The organism is Grimontia sp. AD028 (genome assembly GCF_000973155.1).
Taxonomy (GTDB): Bacteria; Pseudomonadota; Gammaproteobacteria; order Enterobacterales; family Vibrionaceae; genus Enterovibrio; species Enterovibrio indicus.
In genome coordinates, this window is record NZ_LASY01000062.1 from 1 (window position 1) to 24,037 (window position 24,037).

The 24,037-nt window shown below is 48.1% G+C and carries 20 protein-coding genes; 9 read left to right on the plus strand and 11 right to left on the minus strand.

Annotated features, from left to right (window positions below):
* Nucleotides 1-221: 221 nt before the first annotated feature.
* On the minus strand, nucleotides 222-2,738 hold the full coding sequence (locus RN22_RS13940; protein WP_046305218.1) for a glycosyl hydrolase family 18 protein: 2,517 nt from the start codon (nucleotides 2,736-2,738) through the stop codon (nucleotides 222-224).
* Nucleotides 2,739-3,527: 789 nt separating this feature from the next.
* Here RN22_RS13940 and RN22_RS25155 point away from each other — a divergent pair.
* The 6 genes from RN22_RS25155 to oppF all read left to right on the plus strand — a co-directional run bounded on the left by RN22_RS25155 (nucleotide 3,528) and on the right by oppF (nucleotide 9,867).
* The gene (locus RN22_RS25155; protein ID WP_197076301.1) at nucleotides 3,528-3,686 is read left to right on the plus strand and encodes a hypothetical protein; all 159 of its coding nucleotides are present in this window, start codon (nucleotides 3,528-3,530) and stop codon (nucleotides 3,684-3,686) included.
* A gap of 649 nt (nucleotides 3,687-4,335) precedes the next feature.
* A complete protein-coding gene (locus RN22_RS13945) occupies nucleotides 4,336-5,976 on the plus strand; it encodes an ABC transporter substrate-binding protein (protein WP_046305219.1) in 1,641 nt (546 codons plus the stop codon).
* A gap of 72 nt (nucleotides 5,977-6,048) precedes the next feature.
* The gene (oppB, locus tag RN22_RS13950; RefSeq protein WP_046305221.1) at nucleotides 6,049-6,972 is read left to right on the plus strand and encodes an oligopeptide ABC transporter permease OppB; all 924 of its coding nucleotides are present in this window, start codon (nucleotides 6,049-6,051) and stop codon (nucleotides 6,970-6,972) included.
* A 13-nt stretch (nucleotides 6,973-6,985) separates the two neighbouring features.
* Nucleotides 6,986-7,897: an oligopeptide ABC transporter permease OppC gene (oppC, locus tag RN22_RS13955; protein ID WP_156168210.1), complete on the plus strand. Its 912-nt coding sequence runs from the start codon at nucleotides 6,986-6,988 to the stop codon at nucleotides 7,895-7,897.
* Nucleotides 7,898-7,906: 9 nt separating this feature from the next.
* Nucleotides 7,907-8,872 carry an ABC transporter ATP-binding protein gene (locus tag RN22_RS13960; RefSeq protein WP_002539140.1) on the plus strand — a complete coding sequence of 322 codons (966 nt, stop codon included), beginning with the start codon at nucleotides 7,907-7,909 and terminating at the stop codon, nucleotides 8,870-8,872.
* Nucleotides 8,872-9,867 (plus strand): murein tripeptide/oligopeptide ABC transporter ATP binding protein OppF, encoded by a 996-nt coding sequence (gene oppF, locus RN22_RS13965; RefSeq protein ID WP_046305226.1) that lies wholly within the window; start codon nucleotides 8,872-8,874, stop codon nucleotides 9,865-9,867. The genes RN22_RS13960 and oppF overlap by 1 nt, the downstream gene beginning before the upstream one ends.
* A 63-nt stretch (nucleotides 9,868-9,930) precedes the next feature.
* Here the strand turns inward: oppF and RN22_RS13970 are convergent, their stop codons facing one another.
* From RN22_RS13970 to RN22_RS13990, 5 genes are all read right to left on the minus strand, one after another.
* The gene (locus RN22_RS13970; RefSeq protein ID WP_046305228.1) at nucleotides 9,931-11,064 is read right to left on the minus strand and encodes a cupin domain-containing protein; all 1,134 of its coding nucleotides are present in this window, start codon (nucleotides 11,062-11,064) and stop codon (nucleotides 9,931-9,933) included.
* A gap of 117 nt (nucleotides 11,065-11,181) precedes the next feature.
* The gene (gene purB, locus RN22_RS13975) at nucleotides 11,182-12,552 is read right to left on the minus strand and encodes an adenylosuccinate lyase (RefSeq protein WP_046305230.1); all 1,371 of its coding nucleotides are present in this window, start codon (nucleotides 12,550-12,552) and stop codon (nucleotides 11,182-11,184) included.
* Between the two features lie 22 nt (nucleotides 12,553-12,574).
* Entirely contained in the window at nucleotides 12,575-13,195 is a 621-nt protein-coding gene (gene hflD / locus RN22_RS13980) for a high frequency lysogenization protein HflD (RefSeq protein WP_002539144.1), read from the minus strand.
* A 13-nt stretch (nucleotides 13,196-13,208) separates the two neighbouring features.
* Entirely contained in the window at nucleotides 13,209-14,321 is a 1,113-nt protein-coding gene (mnmA, locus tag RN22_RS13985) for a tRNA 2-thiouridine(34) synthase MnmA (protein WP_046305232.1), read from the minus strand.
* Nucleotides 14,322-14,405: 84 nt separating this feature from the next.
* Nucleotides 14,406-15,065, minus strand: a complete 660-nt coding sequence (locus tag RN22_RS13990; protein WP_002539147.1) for a pseudouridine synthase — start codon at nucleotides 15,063-15,065, stop codon at nucleotides 14,406-14,408.
* A gap of 242 nt (nucleotides 15,066-15,307) precedes the next feature.
* Here RN22_RS13990 and icd point away from each other — a divergent pair, with 242 nt between their 5' ends.
* A complete protein-coding gene (gene icd / locus RN22_RS13995; protein ID WP_002539149.1) occupies nucleotides 15,308-16,555 on the plus strand; it encodes an NADP-dependent isocitrate dehydrogenase in 1,248 nt (415 codons plus the stop codon).
* Between the two features lie 48 nt (nucleotides 16,556-16,603).
* On the opposite strand, the gene RN22_RS14000 is transcribed toward icd, so the two are convergent.
* Entirely contained in the window at nucleotides 16,604-18,097 is a 1,494-nt protein-coding gene (locus RN22_RS14000; protein WP_046305267.1) for a cytochrome-c peroxidase, read from the minus strand.
* 322 nt (nucleotides 18,098-18,419) lie between these two features.
* Nucleotides 18,420-18,641 (minus strand): cold shock domain-containing protein CspD, encoded by a 222-nt coding sequence (cspD, locus tag RN22_RS14005; RefSeq protein ID WP_002539152.1) that lies wholly within the window; start codon nucleotides 18,639-18,641, stop codon nucleotides 18,420-18,422.
* A gap of 813 nt (nucleotides 18,642-19,454) precedes the next feature.
* On the opposite strand from cspD, the gene clpS reads away from it, so the two are divergent.
* Nucleotides 19,455-19,775, plus strand: coding sequence for an ATP-dependent Clp protease adapter ClpS (gene clpS / locus RN22_RS14010; protein WP_002539153.1), 321 nt, complete (start codon nucleotides 19,455-19,457; stop codon nucleotides 19,773-19,775).
* A 58-nt stretch (nucleotides 19,776-19,833) separates the two neighbouring features.
* Complete coding sequence (gene clpA, locus RN22_RS14015) at nucleotides 19,834-22,098, plus strand: ATP-dependent Clp protease ATP-binding subunit ClpA (protein ID WP_002539155.1); 2,265 nt, start codon at nucleotides 19,834-19,836, stop codon at nucleotides 22,096-22,098.
* An 88-nt stretch (nucleotides 22,099-22,186) separates the two neighbouring features.
* On the opposite strand, the gene infA is transcribed toward clpA, so the two are convergent.
* The 3 genes from infA to aat all read right to left on the minus strand — a co-directional run bounded on the left by infA (nucleotide 22,187) and on the right by aat (nucleotide 24,022).
* Nucleotides 22,187-22,405: a translation initiation factor IF-1 gene (gene infA, locus RN22_RS14020; RefSeq protein WP_002539157.1), complete on the minus strand. Its 219-nt coding sequence runs from the start codon at nucleotides 22,403-22,405 to the stop codon at nucleotides 22,187-22,189.
* Between the two features lie 203 nt (nucleotides 22,406-22,608).
* A complete protein-coding gene (locus tag RN22_RS14025) occupies nucleotides 22,609-23,313 on the minus strand; it encodes an arginyltransferase (RefSeq protein ID WP_046305235.1) in 705 nt (234 codons plus the stop codon).
* A complete protein-coding gene (gene aat, locus RN22_RS14030; RefSeq protein WP_046305237.1) occupies nucleotides 23,306-24,022 on the minus strand; it encodes a leucyl/phenylalanyl-tRNA--protein transferase in 717 nt (238 codons plus the stop codon). The genes RN22_RS14025 and aat overlap by 8 nt, the downstream gene beginning before the upstream one ends.
* Nucleotides 24,023-24,037 lie beyond the last annotated feature (15 nt).

Here is a 24,037-nt window from a genome sequence, read left to right on the forward strand (position 1 = left end):
TATCTGCTCATCCTAGCTTGTTAAAATGCTCGATAACTGCGTTGAAAAATTTGATTGTAGAATAACTACTTATCGAAATTTTCCGCCTTGTTCTCGAGCATTTTTCCTGCGCTATTTCTGATCACCTACCTACTGTGATTGGTATTACTTTCAGGTTTCACCGAAACAAAGAAAGGGATGCAAATGCATCCCTTTTTCGTTCTAGTGGTTAAAGGTTCAGATTACTGGCAGCTTGCTGCGCCCAGTTCTTTCCAAACACCCCATTGGCCAGTTGTGCCAGGTTCTTCGTTGGTGGTCCACCACTTGGCAGAGTACTCAACACCTTTATGAGTCACAACGTCACCTGAGTTGTAAACGGTACCTTTCGCCCAAGCGTTAGGACAAGTCACGACAGGCTCATCTTTCGCGACGACAACCGATACGGTTGCAGAGTCGGTCAGTTTGCCATCTGATACGGTCACTGAGAATGTCAGAGTTGTATCTACTGAGTAGCTACCCGCAGTGAAAGTCAGTGAAGCGCCGTTTTGTGTTGCAGTCACACCCGCTGGAACATCCCAGGTATAAGTCAGTGCATCATTGTTTGCATCGCTTGAACCGCTAGCATCCACCAGAACCACATCACCTGCATTCGCTGTAGCTGGTGCTGTCAGCACTGCTACTGGAGCTTCGTTGACTGGATCAACAACTTTTGCTTTAGCAGTCACCACAACGGTATCGGTTGCGGTTGCGCCTTCATTGTCTGTTACAGTCAGTGAGAACACGAACTGGGTATCAGTAGTCACGGCTGGGATATCCGCAGATGCGGTTGCGGTGCTTGCGCCAGTCAGTGCAACTGAAGGGCCTGAAGTTTGTTTCCAGCTGTACGAAACAACTTGTCCGTCAGTATCTTTCGACGCTGAGCCATCAAGTGCTACAGTACCCGCTGCGTTAACGGTAACATCGGCGCCAGCATTGGCGACAGGTGCTTTGTTAACAGGGTCAACAGGGCCACCTTTAAGTGACTCTTGCATTGCGTTCAGGATATCACCGTTGTCTGCATCGATTTCCCAAGCAAACAGACCCGCGAAGTTGTTTTGGCGAACGTAGGCACCTTTAGCCATCACAGAGCGCTTGTTGTCGTAAGTGACAAGATCACCGTTTGATGGATCCCAGGCCCAAGGTGCTTCAGCTTGTTCATCATAACCAAGAACAACACCAGCTTTGTTCTCGTAGTCAGTCACGATATCTTTGTAATCGATAACGCCCGCTTCCCAAGAGCCCGCAATTTTGCCGTTACCTACACCCGTCATTGGGTTAGTTGGATCTGACATGCTTGCTTCAGTTACACCTGTCCAGCCACGGCCGTACATCGCTGCACCAATAACCAGTTTTTCAGGTGGAACGCCTTTTTCAAGCAGCAGATTTACGCCGTTTTTCGTAGTGTAAGCAGGGCCTTTACGTGGTTTACCTTCTGCATCGACACCTTTACCTGCACACTCGTCAGCGGACATATGGCTGCCACAATCCAGTGCTGCTTGGTGACCTACAACGTTGTTCCAACCACCGTAGTAGTCGTAAGTCATGGCGAAGATGTAATCCATGTAAGGAACAGCATCCACATAGTTAACATTGGCAATCTTGTCGTAGCCAACGCCAACTGCTGAAGTCAGTTCGTACGTGCGGCCAGTTTCAGCAGAAAGCTCATCCAGCATTGCACGTAGTTCTTGCATCAGCACCGCGTAAGCGTCGCCATCTTTCGCAGGATCGCCGAGGTTCGGGTTAGCGCCCAGACCGCCTGGGTATTCCCAGTCAATGTCTACGCCGTCATAGAATTTCCAGGTTTGCAGGAATTTCTTCACCGAAGCCACAAACTTGTCGCGCTTAGCTTTATCGCCAAACTCGTAGAATGGGTCAGACAGTGTCCAGCCGCCGATAGAAGGTAGGATCTTCAGATCAGGGTAACGCTGTTTTAGCGCCATGATCTGACCATAGGTGCCTTTGTAAGAAGAAGAGTAGCTCTGGCCTGATTGCGGGTGAGGCATTTGAACTGCCGCCCAAGGGTCGTGAATAACGACTTCGTAATCTGGTAAGCCAGCACATGCGCGGTTCAATGCAGCCAGCGGGCCATCATCAAGAGAAGGGTTGTTACCACAAATTGGCACGAAGCCATAAATGATGTGAGTCAGATTTTGCGCTGGAATTTTGTCTACTGGGAATTTGCGACCGTAAACGCCCCACTCAACAAAGTATGCACCAACAACAGTGTTTGCTGGTGTGGTGTAGTTACCATTGTTAGGGTCAACGTTCATTGGCAGTGGATCAAGGTGGCTGCCATCTGTGTCTGCAACAACAATCTGCTTCGGTGCACTTTGGGTACAAGCTTGCGCTGCACCAGTGCCGCTACACAGCTCTACTACCATGTCATATTTGCCGCCTTTAGCAACCTGCACAATGGCAGATTCTTTCTGGCTGGCAGATGGAGTGACTGACGCTTCATGTGCCACTTGGCCGTTAAGGAGTACTCGCCAAGTATCACCTGGTTCACCGGACCAACGATCCCATGAAACCGGTACTTCTGCGTAAGGTTTTACAGTCACTAAATCTTTATAAGCAGTCGCCGCATCGTTGACTTCGATAATCGCAAAGTTTGTTTCACCCCAAGCGATAATGGGTGCGCCAGGTGCCGCCATGACTGGCGCCGCAGTCGCACTGGCAATTGAGGCAGCGAGCAGCCCCTTCAGAAAAGCCTGTTTGTTCATCTTAATATCCCTCGAAAATTTATTGCGAGAATTATCTATTCATCGCATCAATATGAGCCAATCTGCGCTGACTCTGTCCTGATACTTGGTAAGAAACAGATTTAAAGCAAAATCAGAGGGTAAGGAATTAGAGGTGTAGAAGAGAAAAAAGTAACGAGCTCGTTACATTGCGGGTTGTTTTTGAACAGGTCATCACAAAAATCGCCCACTTTATCGTCTTGGCGAATTAAGTTTGCAGGAAAAAAATAACCTCTCAGTAGAGAGGTTATTCATTTACATAATGAACTGTGTATCAACGGGTGCCTTTTGCTTTTTCTTCGTTTGCCTGCTTTTTGGCAGAAGGAATAAAGCCATGTCGGACGCGAGAGCACAGAGGTCTAGATTGGGAACCGGCAGGTCTCATTTTCGTGATCGTCTCTTTGTTTAATTGTTGATTAATTCTGGTTGTTGCACCTCAGTGCCGATAAAACAAACTTTCATTACATCGGTACAGAGACATAGTGCGCAATATTTAAGACTTTCACAATTCAATCTGTGTCACATCTCAAATTAGAACGAATAAATTCTAACCAGCATTTTTTTTATTACCGTACGTTATTAAAACATCATAATTTGTAGTGTTTTTCGGTACCTACGTGCTCGCATTCTCATTGTTTCAAATGTGGAGCGGGGGAGTGAATAGGCTTTGCTACACTTTTATGGCTAGACCAGAGCACATGTCGTGTTTCTGGCCTCACAAATGTGCACCGCAGTAAGTGTGTCATAGTGGAATCAATCAGGAGGATCACAATGGGACATAGACGTATCAGCAACAAAAAGATGAAGCAGATGCTGCAGGAAGTTCTGCCGGATGATGTTCACCAGGATAAGACTGGGACTCTCGTTGAGGGCAAAGAACAGAAAAGTGCTAATCAGGATCCTCTTCAAACGCAAGATCAGCAAAAATAGCCAATTCCCCCACTCACAAGGTCAACAGACCGCAATAAGCCAGTTGATTGCAGCTGGCTTTTTTATTCCCTTCGCGAATGTGCGACACACTCCCCGGCAACTTTGTCCAATATTTACCCAATAACAACTTATGTTATGTGGCGAAAATAGTTCAAAAACTTTTAAAATCAATGGCTTAAGCTTAATTCTCTGTAAGTCGTTGATCTTTGTTGCTGAAGATTTCGTCGCTGAATTGGTGGTTTTATTCAGGAATATTGAATTTTTAATCGATTGATTGTTTTTTAAACAGGCTTTAATAACGTTTTTTGTTGCAAAAGATACCGATAACACCAGATGTTAATGCTTAATTAATGTGCTTATTAGGGTATTTCTACAATATTTCACTTATATTGCATCTGAAGGTGAAGCATATGTTCAATGCAGTGCATTGAAATAGTGATAGATGCTAATAATGCTCTCAATGTTGGATATATGTGACTTTTTTTGTCGTTTTTGTGGCAAATTGCTTTGATGCTTGGTAATGTTCCAAACAATTCTCCGTAAAACACCCAATATTTGTGGCGGTAAGCAGCTTAATTCGCTGCCCGTTTTATGACAAAGGGGCGGAGAGTGTCATGGATGCAACTGAAGGATAAATTGGAGTATCTGCATGTATAAGAACAAAATCACTCAGGCGCTACTACTTGGCGCAGGTATGGCGGTAGCCGTTACCTCTTTCACGGCAACAGCAGCAGAAGTACCTGCTGGTGTGAAACTGGCTCCGAAGCAAGAGCTCGTTCGTGGTAACGGTACTGAAGTGGCGTCTTTGGACCCACATAAAGTAGAAGGTGTGCCTGAGGCCCATGTATTGCGTGACCTGATGGAAGGTCTGGTTATTCAGGATGCAGTGGGTACCACTATCCCGGGTGCAGCGGAGTCTTGGAGCACTGAAGATAACCAAACTTTCACTTTTAAGATCCGCGAAGACGCTAAGTGGTCAAATGGTGACCCGGTAACCGCACAAGATTTTGAATACAGCTTTAAACGTGCAGCCGATCCAGCAACCGCTTCCCCATACGCTTGGTACATTGAATATACCAAGATGAAGAATGCGAAAGACGTTATTGCCGGGAAGAAACCAGCAAGCGAGCTGGCTGTTAAAGCTATTGATGACCGCACACTGGTCATTGAAACTGAAGTTCCGCTGCCATATTTCGTGAAGATGATGGCGCACACCACCATGTACCCTGTACACAAAGCAACGGTTGAAAAACACGGTGATTCTTGGACCAAACCAGGAAACTTTGTGGGTAACGGTGCTTTTGTATTGTCTGACTGGGTAGTGAACGAAAAAATTGTTCTCGAGCGCAATGCTAACTACTGGGATAACAAAGATACCGTTATCGATCAGGTAACCTTCCTGCCAATCGAAAACCAGAATGCGGAAATGAACCGCTTCCTTTCTGGCGAAATCGATATCACTTATGAAGTGCCTAACGAACAGTTCCGCCGTCTGGCTAAGCAATACCCAGACAATGTAGTGGTTTCACCTAACCTGTGTACTTACTACTACGGTTTCAATACTCAGAAAGCACCATTCGATGATGTGCGTGTTCGTAAAGCGCTTTCTTACACTATCGACCGCGACATCGTCACTAAAGCGATTCTGGGTCAAGGCCAAAAGCCTGCTTACGCACTGACTCATAGCGGTATTACTGGCTTCGCACCAGAAGCACCAGAATACGCGAAGATGACGCAGAAAGAGCGCATCGCAGAAGCGAAGAAACTGCTGGAAGAAGCAGGCTTCGGTCCTGGTCAGCCTCTGGACTTCACTCTGCTGTATAACACCAGCGAAAACCACAAGAAGATTGCCGTTGCAATCCAGTCTATGTGGAAAAAATCTCTGGGTAACTTCGTGAATGTCACGCTGGAAAACCAAGAGTGGAAAACCTACCTGGACAACAGTAAGCAGGGCAACTTTGATGTACGTCGTGCAGGCTGGTGTGCGGACTACAACGAAGCATCTACCTTCTTGGCTATCGCGATGACTGAGAATGGCTCGAATGACCAGAAGTACTCAAGCGATGTCTTCGATAAAGCAATGAACGACGCGGTTAAAGTAGCGAAAACTGAAGCTGAGCGTAATAACTTCTACGCGATTGCTGAAGCGCAACTGGCGCAAGACATGCCAATCGCGCCTATCTACCAGTACGTACAACCTCGCTTGGTTGGCACGCACGTAGGTGGCTACCCAGACCAAAACCCGCAAGACAATATCTACTCGAAAGATATGTTCATCATCGCAGAATAATAATAGCGTTACTCCATGCGCCTGTTGCCTCGCTGCAGGCGCATGTTTTTTCGAACATAAGTAGGATGCTTTATGTTTAGATTGATTTTTACTCGTACACTGGAAGCGATACCAACCCTCTTGGTATTGATTACGATTTCCTTTTTCTTAATGCGTTTTGCGCCCGGAAATCCCTTTTCTTCAGAAAAAACATTGCCACAAGAGGTAATGCAAAACATCAACGCCAAATATGGTTTGGATAAGCCATTATTTGAGCAATACACCACCTATCTTGGCAACGTGGTACTGCGCGGTGACTTCGGTCCTTCTTTTAAATACAAAGACTATACCGTCAACGAACTGATCGCCTCTGCACTGCCTGTTTCTGCAAAAGTAGGTTTTTATGCATTTATCGTGACCGTCATTATCGGGGTCATTGTCGGCACCATTGCCGCGTTACGGCAAAACAGTTGGGTGGACTACCTCATCATGTCCACGTCGATGTTTGGGGTTGTATTGCCGTCTTTCGTTCTTGCCCCGGTATTGATCTATATCTTTTCCATCGGTCTGGGCTGGCTCCCAGCGGGTGGTTGGAATGGCGGTGCAATCCAGTACATGATTCTGCCGATTGTTGCCATGTCATTCCTGTATATCGCTACATTTGCCCGTATTACACGTGGCAGCATGATTGAAACCCTGAACAGTAACTTTATCCGAACCGCGAAAGCGAAAGGCCTGAGTATGCGATACATCGTTATCAAGCACGCTCTGCGTCCAGCGCTGCTGCCTGTGGTCTCGTACATGGGGCCGGCGTTCGTGGGCATCATTACCGGCTCGGTGGTCATTGAAACCATCTTTGGCCTGCCGGGTATCGGAAAGCTGTTCGTTAACGCAGCCTTCAACCGGGACTATTCATTGGTTCTGGGTGTCACCATTTTGATTGGTGCGCTGTTTATTATCTTCAACGCCATCGTCGATATTCTTCTGGCGTGGCTGGATCCGAAGATTCGTTATTGAGGTTTGAATCATGATTTTAAAAAGAGAAGAAAATAACGAAGCTATCGAAAATTTCTCGGCGAAGCTGGAAGTAGAAGGTCGAAGCCTTTGGCAAGATGCGCGTATCCGTTTTATGCGTAACAAAGCCGCAATGACCAGTCTTTTCATTCTGGTGTGTATCACTGCATGGGTATTGATCGGTCCAATGTTCGCGACTTATGCGTTTGATGATACCGATTGGTATGCGATGCACGCTGCACCGTCTTTCGGCGAAGAAGGCCATATTTTTGGTACTGACGCGCTGGGTCGTGACATCTATGTCCGTACTCTGGTTGGTGGTCAAATCTCACTGATGGTAGGTCTGATGGGCGCCTTGGTGGCGGTTGTAATTGGTACCATTTACGGTGCAACGTCCGGGTATATTGGCGGCCGAACTGACCGCGTGATGATGCGTATTCTGGAAATTCTGAATGCGATTCCATTCATGTTCCTGGTTATCGTATTGGTGACTTTCTTTGGCCGTAACATCTTCCTGATTTTCGTGGCTATCGGTGCTATTGCCTGGCTGGATATGGCACGTATCGTACGTGGCCAGACACTCAGCTTGCGTAACAAGGAATTTATCGAAGCGGCACATGTGTGTGGTGTTAGCACCAAGAATATTATCCTCCGTCATATCGTACCGAACGTGCTGGGTATCGTAGCGGTTTACTCAACTCTGCTCATCCCAACCATGATTCTGATTGAGTCATTCCTGAGCTTCTTGGGCTTAGGTGTTCAAGAGCCAATGACGAGCTGGGGCGCGCTGCTGCAAGAAGGTTCCCAAACCATGGAACTGGCAATCTGGCAGTTGGCTTTCCCAACGCTGTTTATGGTCACTACACTGCTTTGCTTTAACTATGTGGGTGATGGTTTGCGTGACGCGCTGGATCCGAAGGATCGATAAGGAGGAAGTATGAGCCTGTTAGATGTAAAAGATCTGCGCGTAGAGTTTAAAACCCAGGATGGGTCTGTCACCGCAGTTAATGACCTGAACTTCTCACTCGACCGTGGCGAAACGCTGGGCATCGTAGGTGAGTCGGGTTCAGGTAAAAGCCAGACCGTGTTCTCTATCATGGGTTTGCTGGCGAAAAACGGCGTTGTTTCCGGCAGCGCAAAATTTGAAGGCAACGAGATCCTGAACCTTCCTGAAAAGGAACTGAACAAAATCCGCGCGGAACAAATCGCGATGATTTTCCAGGATCCAATGACCTCATTGAACCCGTTTATGAAAGTCAGCGATCAGCTGATGGAAGTTCTCATGCTCCATAAAGGCATGGGGAAAGCGGAAGCATTCGAAGAGTCTGTTCGCATGCTGGAAGCCGTGAAAATTCCTGAAGCGCGCAAGCGTATTACCATGTACCCGCATGAATTCTCTGGCGGTATGCGCCAGCGTGTGATGATTGCGATGGCGCTACTGTGCCGACCAAAACTGCTGATTGCTGATGAACCAACCACTGCCCTTGATGTGACCGTACAGGCGCAGATCATGGAGCTGTTGAACGAGCTGAAATCTGAGTTCAATACTGCCATCATCATGATCACCCATGACCTGGGCGTAGTCGCCGGCTCTTGTGACAAAGTGCTGGTCATGTACGCGGGCCGTACCATGGAATACGGCAAGGTCGATGAAATATTCTACAAACCAAGCCACCCATACACAGAAGGGCTATTGAAGGCGATTCCACGTCTGGATACGGAAGGTGAAATTCTACCGACGATTCCGGGCAACCCGCCAAACCTTCTGAAACTGCCACCGGGCTGTCCGTATCAGGACCGCTGCCATCGCGTTGGTGACCGCTGTAAGAGCGAATCACCTATCCTGACGCCTTTTGCTGATGGACGCCTGCGCGCATGTTTTTCTGATCAGGAGGCTTGGTAATGGGTGCGATGGATAAAAAACTGCTATTGGATATTGAAGACCTGAAAGTGCACTTCAATATTGCGTCCAAGTCAGTATGGCCTTGGGCAAAGCCAACGGCATTGAAGGCCGTTGATGGCGTAGACATCAAGCTATATGAGGGTGAAACCTTAGGTGTCGTGGGCGAGTCTGGCTGTGGTAAATCCACCTTTGCCCGCGCTGTGATTGGCTTGGTGCAGGCGACGGAAGGTCAGGTTGTCTGGTTGGGACAGGATCTGACCAAGCTGGAAGGTAACGATCTGCGTGAGAAGCGCAAAGAAATCCAGATGATTTTCCAGGATCCTCTGGCATCTCTGAACCCACGTATGACTGTGGGTGACATCATCGCTGAGCCGCTGAAAACCTTCTATCCAGAACTGTCTAAGGACGAAGTGAAACAGCAGGTACAGGCAATGATGACCCGTGTTGGTCTGCTGCCGAACGTGATTAACCGTTACCCGCACGAGTTCTCGGGCGGCCAGTGTCAGCGTATTGGTATTGCCCGTGCGCTTATCCTGAAACCTAAGCTGGTGATCTGTGATGAGCCGGTTTCTGCATTGGACGTTTCGATTCAGGCGCAGGTGGTGAACCTGTTGAAAGAGCTGCAAAAAGAAATGGGCCTGAGCCTGATCTTTATCGCGCACGATCTTTCAGTAGTGAAGCACATTTCTGATCGCGTTCTGGTGATGTATCTGGGTAACGCAGTGGAACTCGCGGAAGGCAAAGAGCTTTTCGACAACCCGCAACACCCGTATACCAAAGCCCTGATGTCTGCGGTTCCGGTACCGGATCCTGTGAAAGAGCGGAACAAAGAAATTCAACTGTTGGAAGGTGAGCTTCCTTCGCCGATGAACCCGCCTTCGGGTTGTGTATTCCGTACCCGTTGCCCTCAAGCGACAGACGCGTGTGCACAGACGAAACCAAGGCTGGCAGGGACGAATTTGCATTCTGTTTCCTGTCTGCAGGTTCATCTTTAACAGATACCTGATATGAAAAAGCCTTCCAAACGGAAGGCTTTTTTATTTCTATATTTCGGCGTATTAGGCTTGCGGGTACCACAATCCTTGATTGCAGAAATCAAGCAACAGTGCCAAAAGGGCAGGGTTGTTAGCGATTGCTCCCAAATCTTCGCCCGAGAAGTATTCCATATCACAGAAGACCTTCGCTGCCGCTTCACAACCTTCTGGCAGTTCAATGGTTTCGCCGTTGATGAAAACCAGTGAAGGATTGTTCTCATGGTACAACGCTTTAAGACCAGACACTTTTTCCAGATATAAACCGTCTTCCATAAACTGTTGAAGCTCATCAGATTGCCATGGTGGATCGGCTGGCATGATATCTAGCTCGTGGCGAGACTGACTGAGTTGCTCACCCATCCATCGCGCTTTGGCATCTTCATCGTTGATCAGCTTCATTAGCATGTCGTTCAGCGCATTGTATTCTGCCGTTGGGATCATGCCGTGCTCATCACGGGTTTGAATATTCGGATCGTAGAAGTGCTTGTCACCCAATTCGTTGGTTAGCACGAAATCTGCAAAGCCGTTAAGAAGCTCTTGTTTCTTCGGCGAGCGATAACCTACTGAATAGCTGAGTGACACTTCAATAGTATTGCCTTCGTGCGGGAAGCCCGGTGGAATATACAGGATGTCACCTGGCTCAAGGATCTCGTCGATAATCGGGTCGAAGCCTTCAATCTGGCGGAGGCCAGTATGGTGATTGGCATCTTTGTATTCGCCTTTATCACCGACACGCCAGCGACGCTTACCCATGCCCTGGCAGATAAACACGTCATATTGGTCAATGTGCGGACCCACGCCGCCTTCCGGCATAGACAGACAAACCATCACATCATCGAACAGCCAGTTCGGCAGACCGCGGAAAGGCTCTGACAACGCACGCGGCCCTGGATGCCAATGGTTGGCTGCCTGCACGATCAGCTGGGAATGCGTGTCTGGGAAGCTTTCAAAGCTTTCAAATGGCCCATGTTGAACTTCCCAGTTACCATCCAGATTGGATACAAAGCGGGAATCGATTTCTTCTTCCATCGCCAGACCCGCTACTTCATCCGGGCTGATAGGATCTTCAAAATCGATGAAACCGTTTTTAATCACAACAGGCTCTTTATGCCAGAAGCGGGTAAGGAAATCGTTCAGATCAAAATTTAACTGATACATAGTGGGATTGCTGTTTCTTGGGATTGGGGGCAATTATATACCCTTGGGTGTAGGAAGACAGACAAAATAAAAAGCCCGAATACTGGCGTATTCGGGCTTTCAGACTGAAGCGCTAAATTACAGCGCGTCAGTCAGCTTGATTGCATCACCGATGTAGTTTGCTGGGGTCATCTCTTTCAGACGCGCTTTTTCATGCTCTGGCAGATCAAGGCCGTCGATGAATGCACGCATACCTTCACCGTCTACACGTTTACCACGAGTCAGTTCTTTCAACTTCTCGTAAGGCTTCTCAATGCCGTAGCGACGCATCACGGTTTGTACCGGCTCAGCCAGTACTTCCCAGTTCTTGTCCAGCTCAGCTTCAAGTGCTTCACGGTTCACTTCCAGCTTGCTGATACCTTTCAGGGTAGAGGTGTAAGCGATGATCGCATAGCCTACGCCTACGCCCAGGTTACGCAGTACGGTTGAATCCGTCAGGTCACGCTGCCAGCGAGAAATTGGGAGTTTCTGCGCCAAGTGACCGAATACTGCGTTCGCCAGACCCAGGTTACCCTCTGAGTTTTCGAAGTCGATTGGGTTGACTTTGTGCGGCATGGTTGAAGAACCGATTTCGCCAGCAATCGTCTTCTGCTTGAAGTGACCCAGTGCGATATAACCCCATACGTCACGGTCAAAGTCGATCAGAATGGTGTTGAAACGTGCAATCGCATCGAACAGCTCTGCGATGTAATCATGCGGTTCGATTTGCGTGGTGTATGGGTTCCAGGTAACACCCAGAGATTCAGTGATGAACTCTTCGCTGAACTGGTGCCAGTCAACTTCTGGGTATGCAGACAGGTGCGCGTTGTAGTTACCTACGGCACCATTGATTTTACCCAAGATCTCTACGTTTTCGATTTGCTTGTATTGACGTTCCATACGGTACGCCACGTTCGCCATTTCTTTACCCATAGTAGATGGGGATGCTGGCTGGCCGTGGGTACGTGACAGAAGAGGAACATCGCGGTATTCAACAGCCAGTGCTTTAATCGCGTCAATCACGTTGCGGATTTCTGGCAGGATCACTTGCTCACGTGCTTCTTTCAGCATCAGGGCGTGAGAAGTGTTGTTGATGTCTTCTGAGGTACATGCAAAGTGAATGAACTCGTTAACCGCGTTCAACTCTGCATTGTCTGCAACTTTTTCTTTCAGGAAATACTCAACCGCTTTTACGTCGTGGTTGGTGGTACGCTCAATCTCTTTGATGCGCTGTGCATCTTCCTCGCTGAATTCTGCAGCGATTTTGTCGAGTAGTGCGTTTGCGTCTGCGCTGAATGCCGGTACTTCCTTGATGGCATCTGTTGCAGCCAGCTTCTGCAGCCAACGGACTTCTACGATAGTACGGTACTTCAGCAGACCAAATTCACTGAAGATAGAACGTAACGCAATCGTTTTCGTCCCGTAGCGGCCATCAACCGGTGAAACAGCTGTCAATGCTGACAGTTCCATGGGCTTTCTCCTGAATTAAATATTACGAATTTCTGGCTAGGATGATTTTGGCTTGCTCGATCATTTGCTTGCGGCCAAAGATAAGATGGCGACGTTTGCCACCTACCTGACGCCAAAGCACTGCGCCACGGATACCTGCAAGCAACAGGGCGCGTACTTTGTGTTGTACGCCAGTTTGTTGCAGTTGGGCAGGGTTACCGGTTACCTGAATACGTGGGCCTAGAGGGCTGATGGTGTCGAGGTAAATACTGGCAAGGTTGCTGATCATTTGATCATCGAGCAGTTCAAAGTGTTGAACCTGACGCTGGACAGTTTCGATACGATCCGAAAGTTGCGCAAGGCTGTCACGGCGACCGGACAGCTTGCGTTCCAACGCGAGGAGATTGATCAGATAACGGGTAAGCTCACTGCCACCCGGACTGTTATCTAATTCATTAATCAGTGTGTTCAAACCAATGGTGAGGTTTTCTTCATTGCCGAAAACCTCCAAAGTTGAAGACGGATTCGTGAGGATAATACTGTTCAAGCTGGCACTTAGAGCGTCGTAATCACAACTTCCCTTGCGTGCTATCTCCTGAACCAGTTTGACGGATTGACAGATACCTGCGAACGCGATGGTACGATCAAACAAAGTATTAGCCACAGATGAGTGCTCCTTAAATACGCTGTTCGATGATGCCGCCACCCAGGCAAACATCACCGCTATAGAATACCGCTGATTGACCAGGAGTCACCGCCGATTGCGGTTCATCAAAAATCACTTTGATCTGGTCACCATCAATGGGTTCGATGGTACATGATATGTCTTGCTGGCGGTATCGCGTTTTTACGGTGCACTTCAATGGTTCGGTAATCGTTTCACGATCTACCCAGTGTAGTTGGCCTGCCACCAAGCCTTTTGAGAATAGGCGAGGGTGGTCGTGACCTTGAGCAACAATAAGTACGTTGCGTTCAACGTCTTTATCAACCACATACCAAGGCGCTTCGTTGCCGTTGCCACCTTTTTGGCCACCGATGTGAAGACCTTTGCGTTGACCCAAAGTGTGGTACATCAGGCCCTGGTGTTCACCAATCTCGTCGCCATCAACGGTTTCAATGATACCTGGCTGCGCTGGCAGGTACTTCGACAGAAAGTCTGTGAACTTGCGCTCACCGATAAAGCAAATGCCAGTGGAATCCTTTTTCTTCGCGGTGATCAGATCTTGCTCTTCGGCAATGCGGCGAACTTCAGGCTTTTCCAAATCGCCAACCGGGAACAAGCTGCGCGCGACCTGATCGTGGCTCAGTGTGTATAGGAAGTAGCTTTGGTCTTTGTTGCTATCAAGACCACGAAGCATTTGTGCTTTTTCGCCTTCCTGAGTCGGGAAAGTGCGGCGCACGTAGTGACCCATCGCAATGTAGTCGGCTTCCAGCACTTCATCGGCGAACTCGAGGAAGGCTTTGAATTTAATTTCTTTGTTGCACAGGATATCCGGGTTCGGTGTGCGACCTGCTTTGTATTCGGTCAGGAAGTGCTCGAACACGTTGTCCCAGTACTCTGCGGCGAAGTTGATGGTGTGCAGGGTAATCCCCAGCTTGTCACACACGGCCTGTGCATCGGCCAGATCTTCCGCTGCCGAACAGTACTCGTCGTTATCATCTTCTTCCCAGTTTTTCATGAAAAGGCCTTCTACCTGATAGCCTTGTTGCTTCAGTAGGTAGGCGGACACTGAGGAGTCGACGCCGCCGGACATACCGACAATAACTTTTTTGCTGCTGTTATCTGACATGACGAAATTTCTAGCTCCAATAAAATCGGGGGCAGAGTTTAACAGAAACCTTTACGCGGTTACAGATGAGATGTGAGTCACAATTTAATTGCGTGCTGGTGGTGGCACTTCACGCCATTCACCGGGTTGCAAGTCATCGACGGTCCAGTTGCCCATTTTGTATCTCACCAGACGTAAGGTGGGGTGACCCACTGCAGCGGTCATTCGGCGAACCTGTCTGTTTCGGCCTTCTGTCAGCGTGATGGCTAGCCAGGTTGTCGGCACGGAAGGACGATGGCGAATAGGTGGATTGCGATCCCAAATAGCGGGTTCAGCCATGACTTCCACGCCAGCAGGGAGTGTCCAGCCGTCGTTAAGCTCCACACCATCACGAAGAGTCTTCAGCGATTCTTCGGAAGGCTCACCTTCTACCTGTACCCAGTAAGTTTTGGCGGACTTGGATTGTGGCTGGGTCAGGCGTGCCTGCAAAATGCCGTCGTTGGTTAACACCAACAAGCCTTCGCTATCTTTATCGAGGCGTCCAGCAGGATAAACGTCCTTCACTGGAATGAAGTCGGCCAAGGTCGAATCCCCCGGCTCGCCCGTGAACTGTGTCAGGGTGTTGAAAGGTTTATTGAATAGAATAACTTTCGTCGGCCCTTTCGGACGCGATGGTTTATCAGTGCGTCGGCGTGAAGTGCGTCGGAAATTCGGCTTTGAAGACGGCGGTTTAGTGCCTCTTTTAGGTGTGGTTTTAAACGTCATTAAGTCGTGTCAATCAGGTCTGGTAACAAATGAGACCTTGGTATTATACATGGAATTATGTGATTGGCGTGTTGCGGGAATTACAGTATTCTTTTGCCCGCATGTTATGCCCGTTGACCTTGGGTATGTACCAGACAGAACAATTAACTGACGTGCTACAGACTTAAAAGTGCGTCGAAGTGCGACAGAAAATTGTTCTGTTTGGTGAGCGCAAAATAACAAATGGACGCTAGGAGAATTAAATGGAAAGTAAAGTAGTCGTGCCAGCTGGTGAGAAAATTGCGGTAGAAAACGGCAAGCTGGTCGTTCCTAACAACCCAGTTATCCCTTACATCGAAGGTGATGGTATTGGTGTTGACGTTAGTCCTGCAATGCTCAAAGTTGTAGATGCGGCAGTAGAAAAAGCTTATGGCGGTGACCGTAAGATCTCCTGGATGGAAATCTACACTGGTGAGAAGTCGACTCAAGTCTACGGTGAAGACCAATGGCTGCCGACTGAAACACTGGATTTTATTCGTGAATACAAAGTTGCTATTAAAGGCCCTCTGACTACCCCTGTTGGCGGTGGTATCCGTTCTTTGAACGTTGCACTGCGTCAGGAACTGGATCTGTACATCTGTGCACGTCCAGTACGTTACTTCGATGGCGTGCCAAGCCCTCTGAAACAACCTGAACTGACTGACATGGTTATCTACCGTGAAAACTCGGAAGATATCTATGCGGGTGTTGAGTTTAAAGCTGGCACTGCAGAAGCAGACAAAGTCATCAAATTCCTTAAAGAAGAAATGGGTGCAACGAAAATCCGTTTCGACGAGGAGTGTGGTATTGGTATCAAGCCAGTATCTGAAGAAGGTACTAAGCGTCTGGTTCGTGCTGCTATCCAGTACACCATCGACAACGAGCGTGACTCGATGACTCTGGTGCACAAAGGTAACATCATGAAGTTTACCGAAGGTGCATTCAAAGACTGGGGTTACGAAGTAGCGAAAGAAGAATTCGGTGCTGAGCTGCTGGACGGCGGTCCATGGATGACTCTGAAAAACCCGAACACGGGCAAAGAGATCATCATCAAAGACGTTATCGCAGACGCATTCCTGCAGCAAATCCTGCTTCGCCCAGCGGAGTACGATGTGATTGCAACAATGAACCTGAACGGTGACTACGTATCAGATGCGCTTGCTGCACAAGTTGGTGGCATTGGTATTGCCCCTGGTGCAAACATCGGCGACGGCATTGCACTGTTCGAAGCAACTCACGGTACTGCACCTAAGTACGCAGGTCAGGACAAAGTGAACCCAGGTTCACTGATCCTGTCTGCTGAAATGATGCTGCGTCACATGGGTTGGACTGAAGCCGCTGACCTGATCATCAGCTCAATGGAAAAAGCGATCAGCAACAAGACTGTGACCTATGACTTTGAGCGTCTGATGGACGGCGCAACCCTGCGTAAGTGTTCTGAGTTCGCACAAGACATGATCGACCAAATGTAATTTGGCTCTCGATTGATTGAAAACCCGGCTTATGCCGGGTTTTTTGTTTTAGAGCGGGTTTAAATTGCTATCGACAGCGTGGACACGCAAGCCATCGGGGTCAATGTCGTCATCAACCAGCCAGGGTTCTAAGCATTCACGGTTTTGAGTGCAGGGGTCAGTGAGCGCTCGCAGAAAGGATGCTAAGTCGTTAATGTCGGTCGAACCGTAGAAGTAAGGTGATTTGAGTTTACTCAGGCCCATCGCCTGTTGGAAGAACATGGTCCAAAGTGCTTCATAGGTATTTGCTCTACGATCTGCCTGCTGAATATTGGGCTGTGGGCCATCGTAGGTGTACAGTACGCCGGAATAAAATGGGTCCATATGATGCCGGATGACTCCCTCCAGCGTATTGAAAGCGCCGCTGTGGCCGTAGGGAGAAGTCATTTCTACATTCAGCAATGAGGGAGTCCTGAAGGCATAAGCATCGCGGAAGAGTAAAGTTTCCCTATATCTGCCAAAGTCATGGGTACCCGTTTCACCATCTTCTTTACCACGGCCAATTTGTGGCATGGCGATATTGTGGAATCCTTCATCTGTCATTAAATCGCCTTGGTGGCATGATTGACAATCGAACCCACCTTCAAAGCGGCCAGCGAAGAACTTTAATGCCCCTCGTTTTTCTTGTAGGGATAAGGCGGCCTTGTCGCCTTTGATATATTGATACCATCTATTGTCTACAAAAGACTGGGAGCGCATGTATTCGCCCAGAACTTCGCGAATCGTCGCGCTGTTTATCACCTCTTCTAAAGGCGCATCCTGTTTGTTAAAAGTCTGCCGGAATAAGGTTGGCCATTGATTGATACTCAGTGGCTCAAGCTCTCCACGTAGCCTGGCAGCAATTAAGTCGCGGATTTCTTGATTGCTCTTGTCCTGTGCGAATGAAAAACCCCTCATTTCTTCGTGTGGTGTGATTGGAAAACCAGCTTGCGCATGGGAAAGATTGGCACCTGCATCACTGTCAGGATTACCTATTCCCGAGTCAGGCGTACTGATAGGGCCAATCGCCCCGTGCTGAAACGGCACAGGGAGAAGTGCTTCAACTCGCCCGTCATGAAATAGATGGCGGTCCCAGAACCCCAGATTGAAAGAGGTGGGCACATTACGCGGCATAGTGGGTCCACCATCATAATTCACAGCCGTTGAGCGATGCTGTCTACCTGGCCCCAGTAAGTCTGGGTTGACGGAGTCTACACCTATAGCTATCGATAAGGCATCTGCACCCCCGAGCGTGGGATGATGACAGCTAACGCAAGCTGTATCGAAGTTGCCGCTTTGGATTTTGCTAAAAAACAGCAGTTTCCCGAGCTGCGCTTTTGGTGTGTTAATGGAAGGGATGGTGCGATGCTCCCTAGGGTCGCCGGTCAGTGAGTATTGGGCGATCTTATTCGTCAGGGCATTGTCTACCCATTGTTCGCTCTGAAAGTCGATAAAGGAAGCATGGGTGATGGATGAAAAGAGTAAGATTAGGGTTAGTACAGTTGAATAGATTTTTGTCTTCATAGGTCCTCCAACAAACATCATGTTGTGCTCTTACGGCACTAGAATGACGCTATCTCAATGTACTCGTATATCTGCACAGCAATGAGTTCCACAGTTGGGAATAGTTTCAATTTTTCAGTGATTTAACAGTCATGTTATCGACTCTGAGGCATGAGGGCAGTCGAACGGGTGAAACCAGGTAGTGAAAGAGTTGGAGTATTGTAATAAAGGGAAGTAGGTGAGGGGCTCAGGGTATGATCAGCGCAAATAAAAAAGAGCGAACGTAACGTTCGCTCTTTCAATTCTCGACCTTCCGGCAGCGAAAAAGTTTATAGCAACACTATTATTTTAAAGCTTCGTTCTCGACAGGAACGATTTGGCTGGCGTGGTAACCTTTCGGACCTTCCTGTACCTCGTAGTTCACAGTCTGACCCGCTTTTAGCGTGCGGTAGCCGTCCATTTGTATTGTGGAGTAGTGCGCGAAAATATCGCCATCACCTTCGTCAGGGCAAATGAACCCAAACCCTTTAGCGTTGTTAAACCATTTAACTGTACCAGTTGCCATGCGAAACATCCCTCTTGCATTCAAATTGCATAACTATGAGTAAAACCAACCCGTGCAATCACGTTACTCAGAAGTAATTGATGCAGTATGTTTTTACTTCAATTCCCACTCTAGTAGAAAGATTTAGACAGTCAAGCCTGCTTGCCCCCATATAACAACATTTTAATAAAAATGGCTATTGTTCTGACAGAAGGATGATGGGGGTATCATTTTTGTAAACTGAGTTTCATTAATGAAACGAAAGTTTATTCGTTAAGAGGTTGATTGGTGGGCTTAATTTACAACTCCATCAACGAGAACCCTTCTTGTGGCTCAACGGGGTGGTCATACCAACAGGAATATTATGAGTAAAACTAGGGTGTTGCCAGTGGTATCACTCCTTGCGAATTAATATGTTAATACACCCATTATTCGATATTTCCAAACGCAATATGAAATCCCGAAACATTCATCTAGCAAATTAAGTTTTGATACTTCGAGACACCTTGATAAAAATGAGACCAAATAATTTTGAATTTTTATGTATGGAAAAGCTGACATTGCGATTTTGCTAAATGCCAGATATTGAAGTGAAATTGAGTGACTATGATGGCGGTCTGATAGTAGATAGGGGAGTGAGCGTGATTTATGTGGTGATTTGCAGGCGAAAATCAGCGCGCCGTAGCAATGAAACGGTTGCTGGAATACAATCTGTGGATTACGTTTTAAATAGTGGTAGAGATTCTTGTGTTAAATGTCTCAATCTATGATTCTGACGTATAAATAGTTGTTTTATAAGAAACACTTGAGCTACCTTAAAGATTGTAATCCCTTATGAGTAAAAAGTACGAATGGATAGTTCCGGATTCCGATGTAAAGGAAGCGGAAGAAACCAAGGTAAAACCGCCATCATTATACAAAGTGGTATTGAATAATGATGATTACACCCCCATGGAGTTTGTAGTGGAGGTGTTGCAGCGGTTCTTTTCTATGGATATAGAGAAAGCAACACAGCTGATGCTTACGGTGCATTACGAAGGTAAAGCTGTTTGTGGCGTATTCACTGCGGAAGTTGCCGAGATGAAAGTCGCACAAGTAATGATGCATGCGAAAGAACATCAACACCCACTGTTGTGCACAATGGAGAAGGCCTAAGTCGCAAACCCGGTTTTTCTCCGGCACACCATAATGTGGTATTTGAGGGAGGTGCCTTATGCTAAACAAAGAACTCGAAGCAAGCCTTAATGGGGCATTTGCAAGAGCACGTGAAAAACGTCATGAGTTCATGACAGTTGAACATCTGCTACTGGCGCTTCTGGAAAACGTCGCGGCCCGAGAAGCTTTACTCGCCTGCCGCGCGGATCTCGATGCTCTGCGTAAAGAGCTGGAAGCATTCATTGAACAAACCACTCCACTTATCCCTGTCGACGATGATAACCGTGAAACACAGCCAACCCTGAGTTTCCAGCGTGTGCTTCAACGTGCCGTTTTCCACGTGCAGTCTTCAGGTCGCAGCGAAGTTAGTGGTGCTAACGTACTGGTCGCGATTTTCAGCGAACAGGAATCGCATGCTGCTTACCTTCTCAAGAAAAATGACATCAGCCGTCTGGATGTCGTTAATTACATTTCACACGGTACAACCAAGTCTTCCAGCAGCGATGAAGAATTACCTGGTGCAGATTTGTCGTCGGATGAAGCTGCGGTTGAAGGTGGTGGTGAAGAACGTCTCGAGAACTTTGCTACAAACCTTAACCAGCTAGCCCGTGTGGGTGGTATCGATCCACTGATTGGCCGGGACAAAGAACTAGAGCGCACCATTCAGGTGCTATGTCGTCGCCGTAAGAATAACCCGTTGCTGGTGGGTGAAGCTGGCGTCGGTAAAACAGCCATTGCCGAAGGTCTTGCATGGCGTATCGTTGAAGGTCAGGTGCCGGAAATCATTCAGGACTGCGTGATCTATTCACTGGATATAGGCTCATTGCTTGCCGGTACAAAATACCGCGGTGATTTCGAAAAGCGCTTCAAGAGCATTTTGAAACAGCTAGAGAAAGAAGACCACGCGGTGCTTTTCATTGATGAAATCCACACCATCATCGGCGCCGGTGCAGCGTCCGGTGGTCAGGTCGATGCCGCCAACTTGATAAAACCACTGCTATCCAGCGGTAAGCTTCGTTGTATCGGTTCAACGACTTATCAGGAATACAGCAGCATCTTCGAAAAAGAGCGTGCGTTGGCGCGTCGTTTCCAGAAGATCGATGTGGTGGAACCATCATTGGATGACACGACTAAGATCTTGATGGGCCTGAAGCCTAAATACGAAGCTCACCACGAAGTTCGTTACACCAACAAAGCGATTCGTGCCGCGGTTGAGCTTTCTGCGAAATACATTAATGAGCGTCATCTGCCAGATAAAGCTATCGATGTGATTGATGAAGCGGGCGCACGTTGTCGTCTGGCTCCAGCCAGCAAGCGTAAGAAGACCGTGGGTGTGGGTGACATTGAGGCGATGATCGCCAAGATGGCGCGTATCCCAGAAAAATCGGTATCTTCTACTGACCGCGACGTGCTCCAGTCGCTTGAGCAGAAGCTTAAAATGCTGGTATTCGGACAGGATGATGCAATCAGCGCACTGTGCGAAGCGATCAAACTCAGTCGAGCGGGATTAGGCGCAGAGAATAAGCCAGTGGGCTCATTCCTTTTCGCAGGCCCTACTGGTGTTGGTAAGACAGAAGTGACGGTTCAGCTCGCCCGCGCTATGGGTATCGAACTTCAGCGCTTTGATATGTCTGAGTACATGGAGCGTCACACTGTCAGTCGTCTGATTGGTGCGCCTCCAGGTTACGTGGGCTACGATCAGGGCGGTTTGTTGACTGACGCTGTGATCAAGCATCCGCATTGTGTAGTGCTGCTGGATGAGATTGAAAAAGCTCACCCGGATGTCTTTAACCTTCTGCTGCAGGTAATGGATAACGGCACACTGACTGACAATAACGGTCGCAAAGCTGACTTCCGTAATGTGATTCTGGTAATGACGACCAATGCCGGTGTGACCGAAACGGTGCGCAAGTCTATAGGTCTGATCCAACAAGACCACAGCCATGATGCAATGTCGGAAATCAAGAAGGTATTCTCACCTGAATTCCGTAACCGTCTCGATAACATCATTTGGTTCAACCATCTTGATAAGAGCATTATTCTTCAGGTGGTGGATAAGTTTATCGTGGAGCTACAGGCTCAATTGGATGCCCGTGGCGTGTCACTGGAAGTCACAGACAAAGCCAAGCTTTGGCTGTCAGAGAAAGGCTATGACAAGTCGATGGGTGCGCGTCCTATGGCGCGGGTCATGCAGGATCATGTGAAGAAGAATCTGGCCAATGAACTACTGTTTGGCTGTTTGGTCAATGGCGGGACGGTTAAGGTTGGCGTGAAGAACGACAAACTCACGTTCAGCTTCAGCGATGAAATGGAACCAGCCTAAATAGAAAACCGGACGCATAATTGTCCGGTTTTTCAAAACGACAAAAACCCGGCATTGCCGGGTTTTTTGTATTCGCGAGACGTGAGGATTAGCGCGCGCGGAAGATGATGCGACCTTTAGACAGGTCGTAAGGCGTCATCTCAACGGTAACTTTGTCACCGGTCAGGATACGGATGTAGTTTTTGCGCATCTTACCAGAGATGTGAGCAGTGACTACGTGGCCGTTCTCTAGTTCTACGCGAAACATGGTGTTTGGCAGGGTATCCAGAACGGTACCTTGCATTTCAATTACGTCTTCTTTTGCCATTTAATCCTCTTGGGCTACCGATCAGCCAAATTTTGACCGGCAGATAATGCCTTGATTGATTGAGTCTGTAAAGTTTAGGGGCGGAATTTTACCCCTTTGCATCCGTACTGACCAGCAAAAATCAGCTATCGGTTAAGGTTTGGTCGCTTTTCTGCCGGTTGGCTTAAAGAAAACCGAGAGGTAGGCTCGCAAGGGACTGTTGTCTAAAACTGGTCGCCATCTATCCAACTTCCTGCCACATAACGCTGGTGAGGTTTGAACTTCTGTTTGTAGTTCATAGCACTGCAGGCATCGATTTGAAAACCTAAGTATAACCAGGGGATGTCGTTTGTCCGTGCCTGTTTGATTTGAGCAAGAACACACAGTGAACCCAGAGACCATGGGTGCTCCGGCTCAAAAAAGCTGTAAATGGCGCTATATCCATTCTCGAGAACATCCGTGACCGCAATGGCAATCAGCGTCCCATTCTCATAAAGATGCAGATACTTAGAGGTCTGCCAATCACTTTGTACAAATGAACTGAAATCCTGCTTGCTCGCTGGATACATGGAGCCATTTCTATGCCGGGTAGAGATATAGCGCTCGTATAGATCAAACCATTCTCTGTCCATCTTATCCTTAAGCTCAACGGTAAGGCGCTTCAGTTGGCTCAAATGACGTTTTTGGCTACGGGATGGTATGAATCCAAACGTATCAACGCGAAGGGAGTGACACGCTGTACAGGCGCGACAATAGGGGCGGTATATATTGTTTCCACTACGACGAAAACCACTTTGCACCAGAAACCCATAGCCGCGGTCAGTGTGAAGCTCTGGGTCAAGTACCACGGCAACAGATTCTTCCTGCTCTGCCAGATAGCTGCAGGAAGACGGTGCCATTACGCCGATACGTATTGATTGGCTAGCCATGATTGACGTGAATCCATTGCGAACGGAAGAGAGATGCATCGGTGATCTGGTGCTTCAGTTCACTGAGCAGCAGAGTGAAATCATGCCTCTGAACAGGTTTTGCGCCTAACGAAGCGAGGTGATCTGTCATCATCTGACAATCAATCAACTTCCCCCCGTGGTGCCGGAAATGTTCACAGAAATACCAAAGAGCAGTTTTTGATGCGTTGGTTTTCAGCGAGAACATGGATTCACCGCAGAAGAGTGAACCGACATTGACGCCGTACAACCCCCCAATCAACTCATCTTCCTGCCATACCTCGACACTATGAGCCGAACCAAGTTGGTGGAGACGGATATAAGCTTCGCGCATTTCAGGTGTAATCCACACCTGATTTTCGCCTCGGATTAGCGCGCAATGCTGAATGACCTGTTCAAACGCCCGGTTGATGGAAACCCGGTAGCCTTGTTTGCGCACATACTTTTTGAGGCTCCGGCTTGGCACAAAAGCGATGGGGTCAATCACTGCCCGTTCCGCTGGTGACCACCAGAGCAACGGTTCATCTTCACCAAACCAAGGGAAAATGCCTTTTGAATACGCTACACGCAATCGTTCTGGCGATAGATCTCCGCCAATAGCCAACAAGCCATCGGGTTCTTCCAGAGCCGATGAAACGGGCGGAAAAAAGTCGGGGTTGTTGTCATCCAATGGAGGCAGATAGATCGTCATGTATTTTCTTTCACT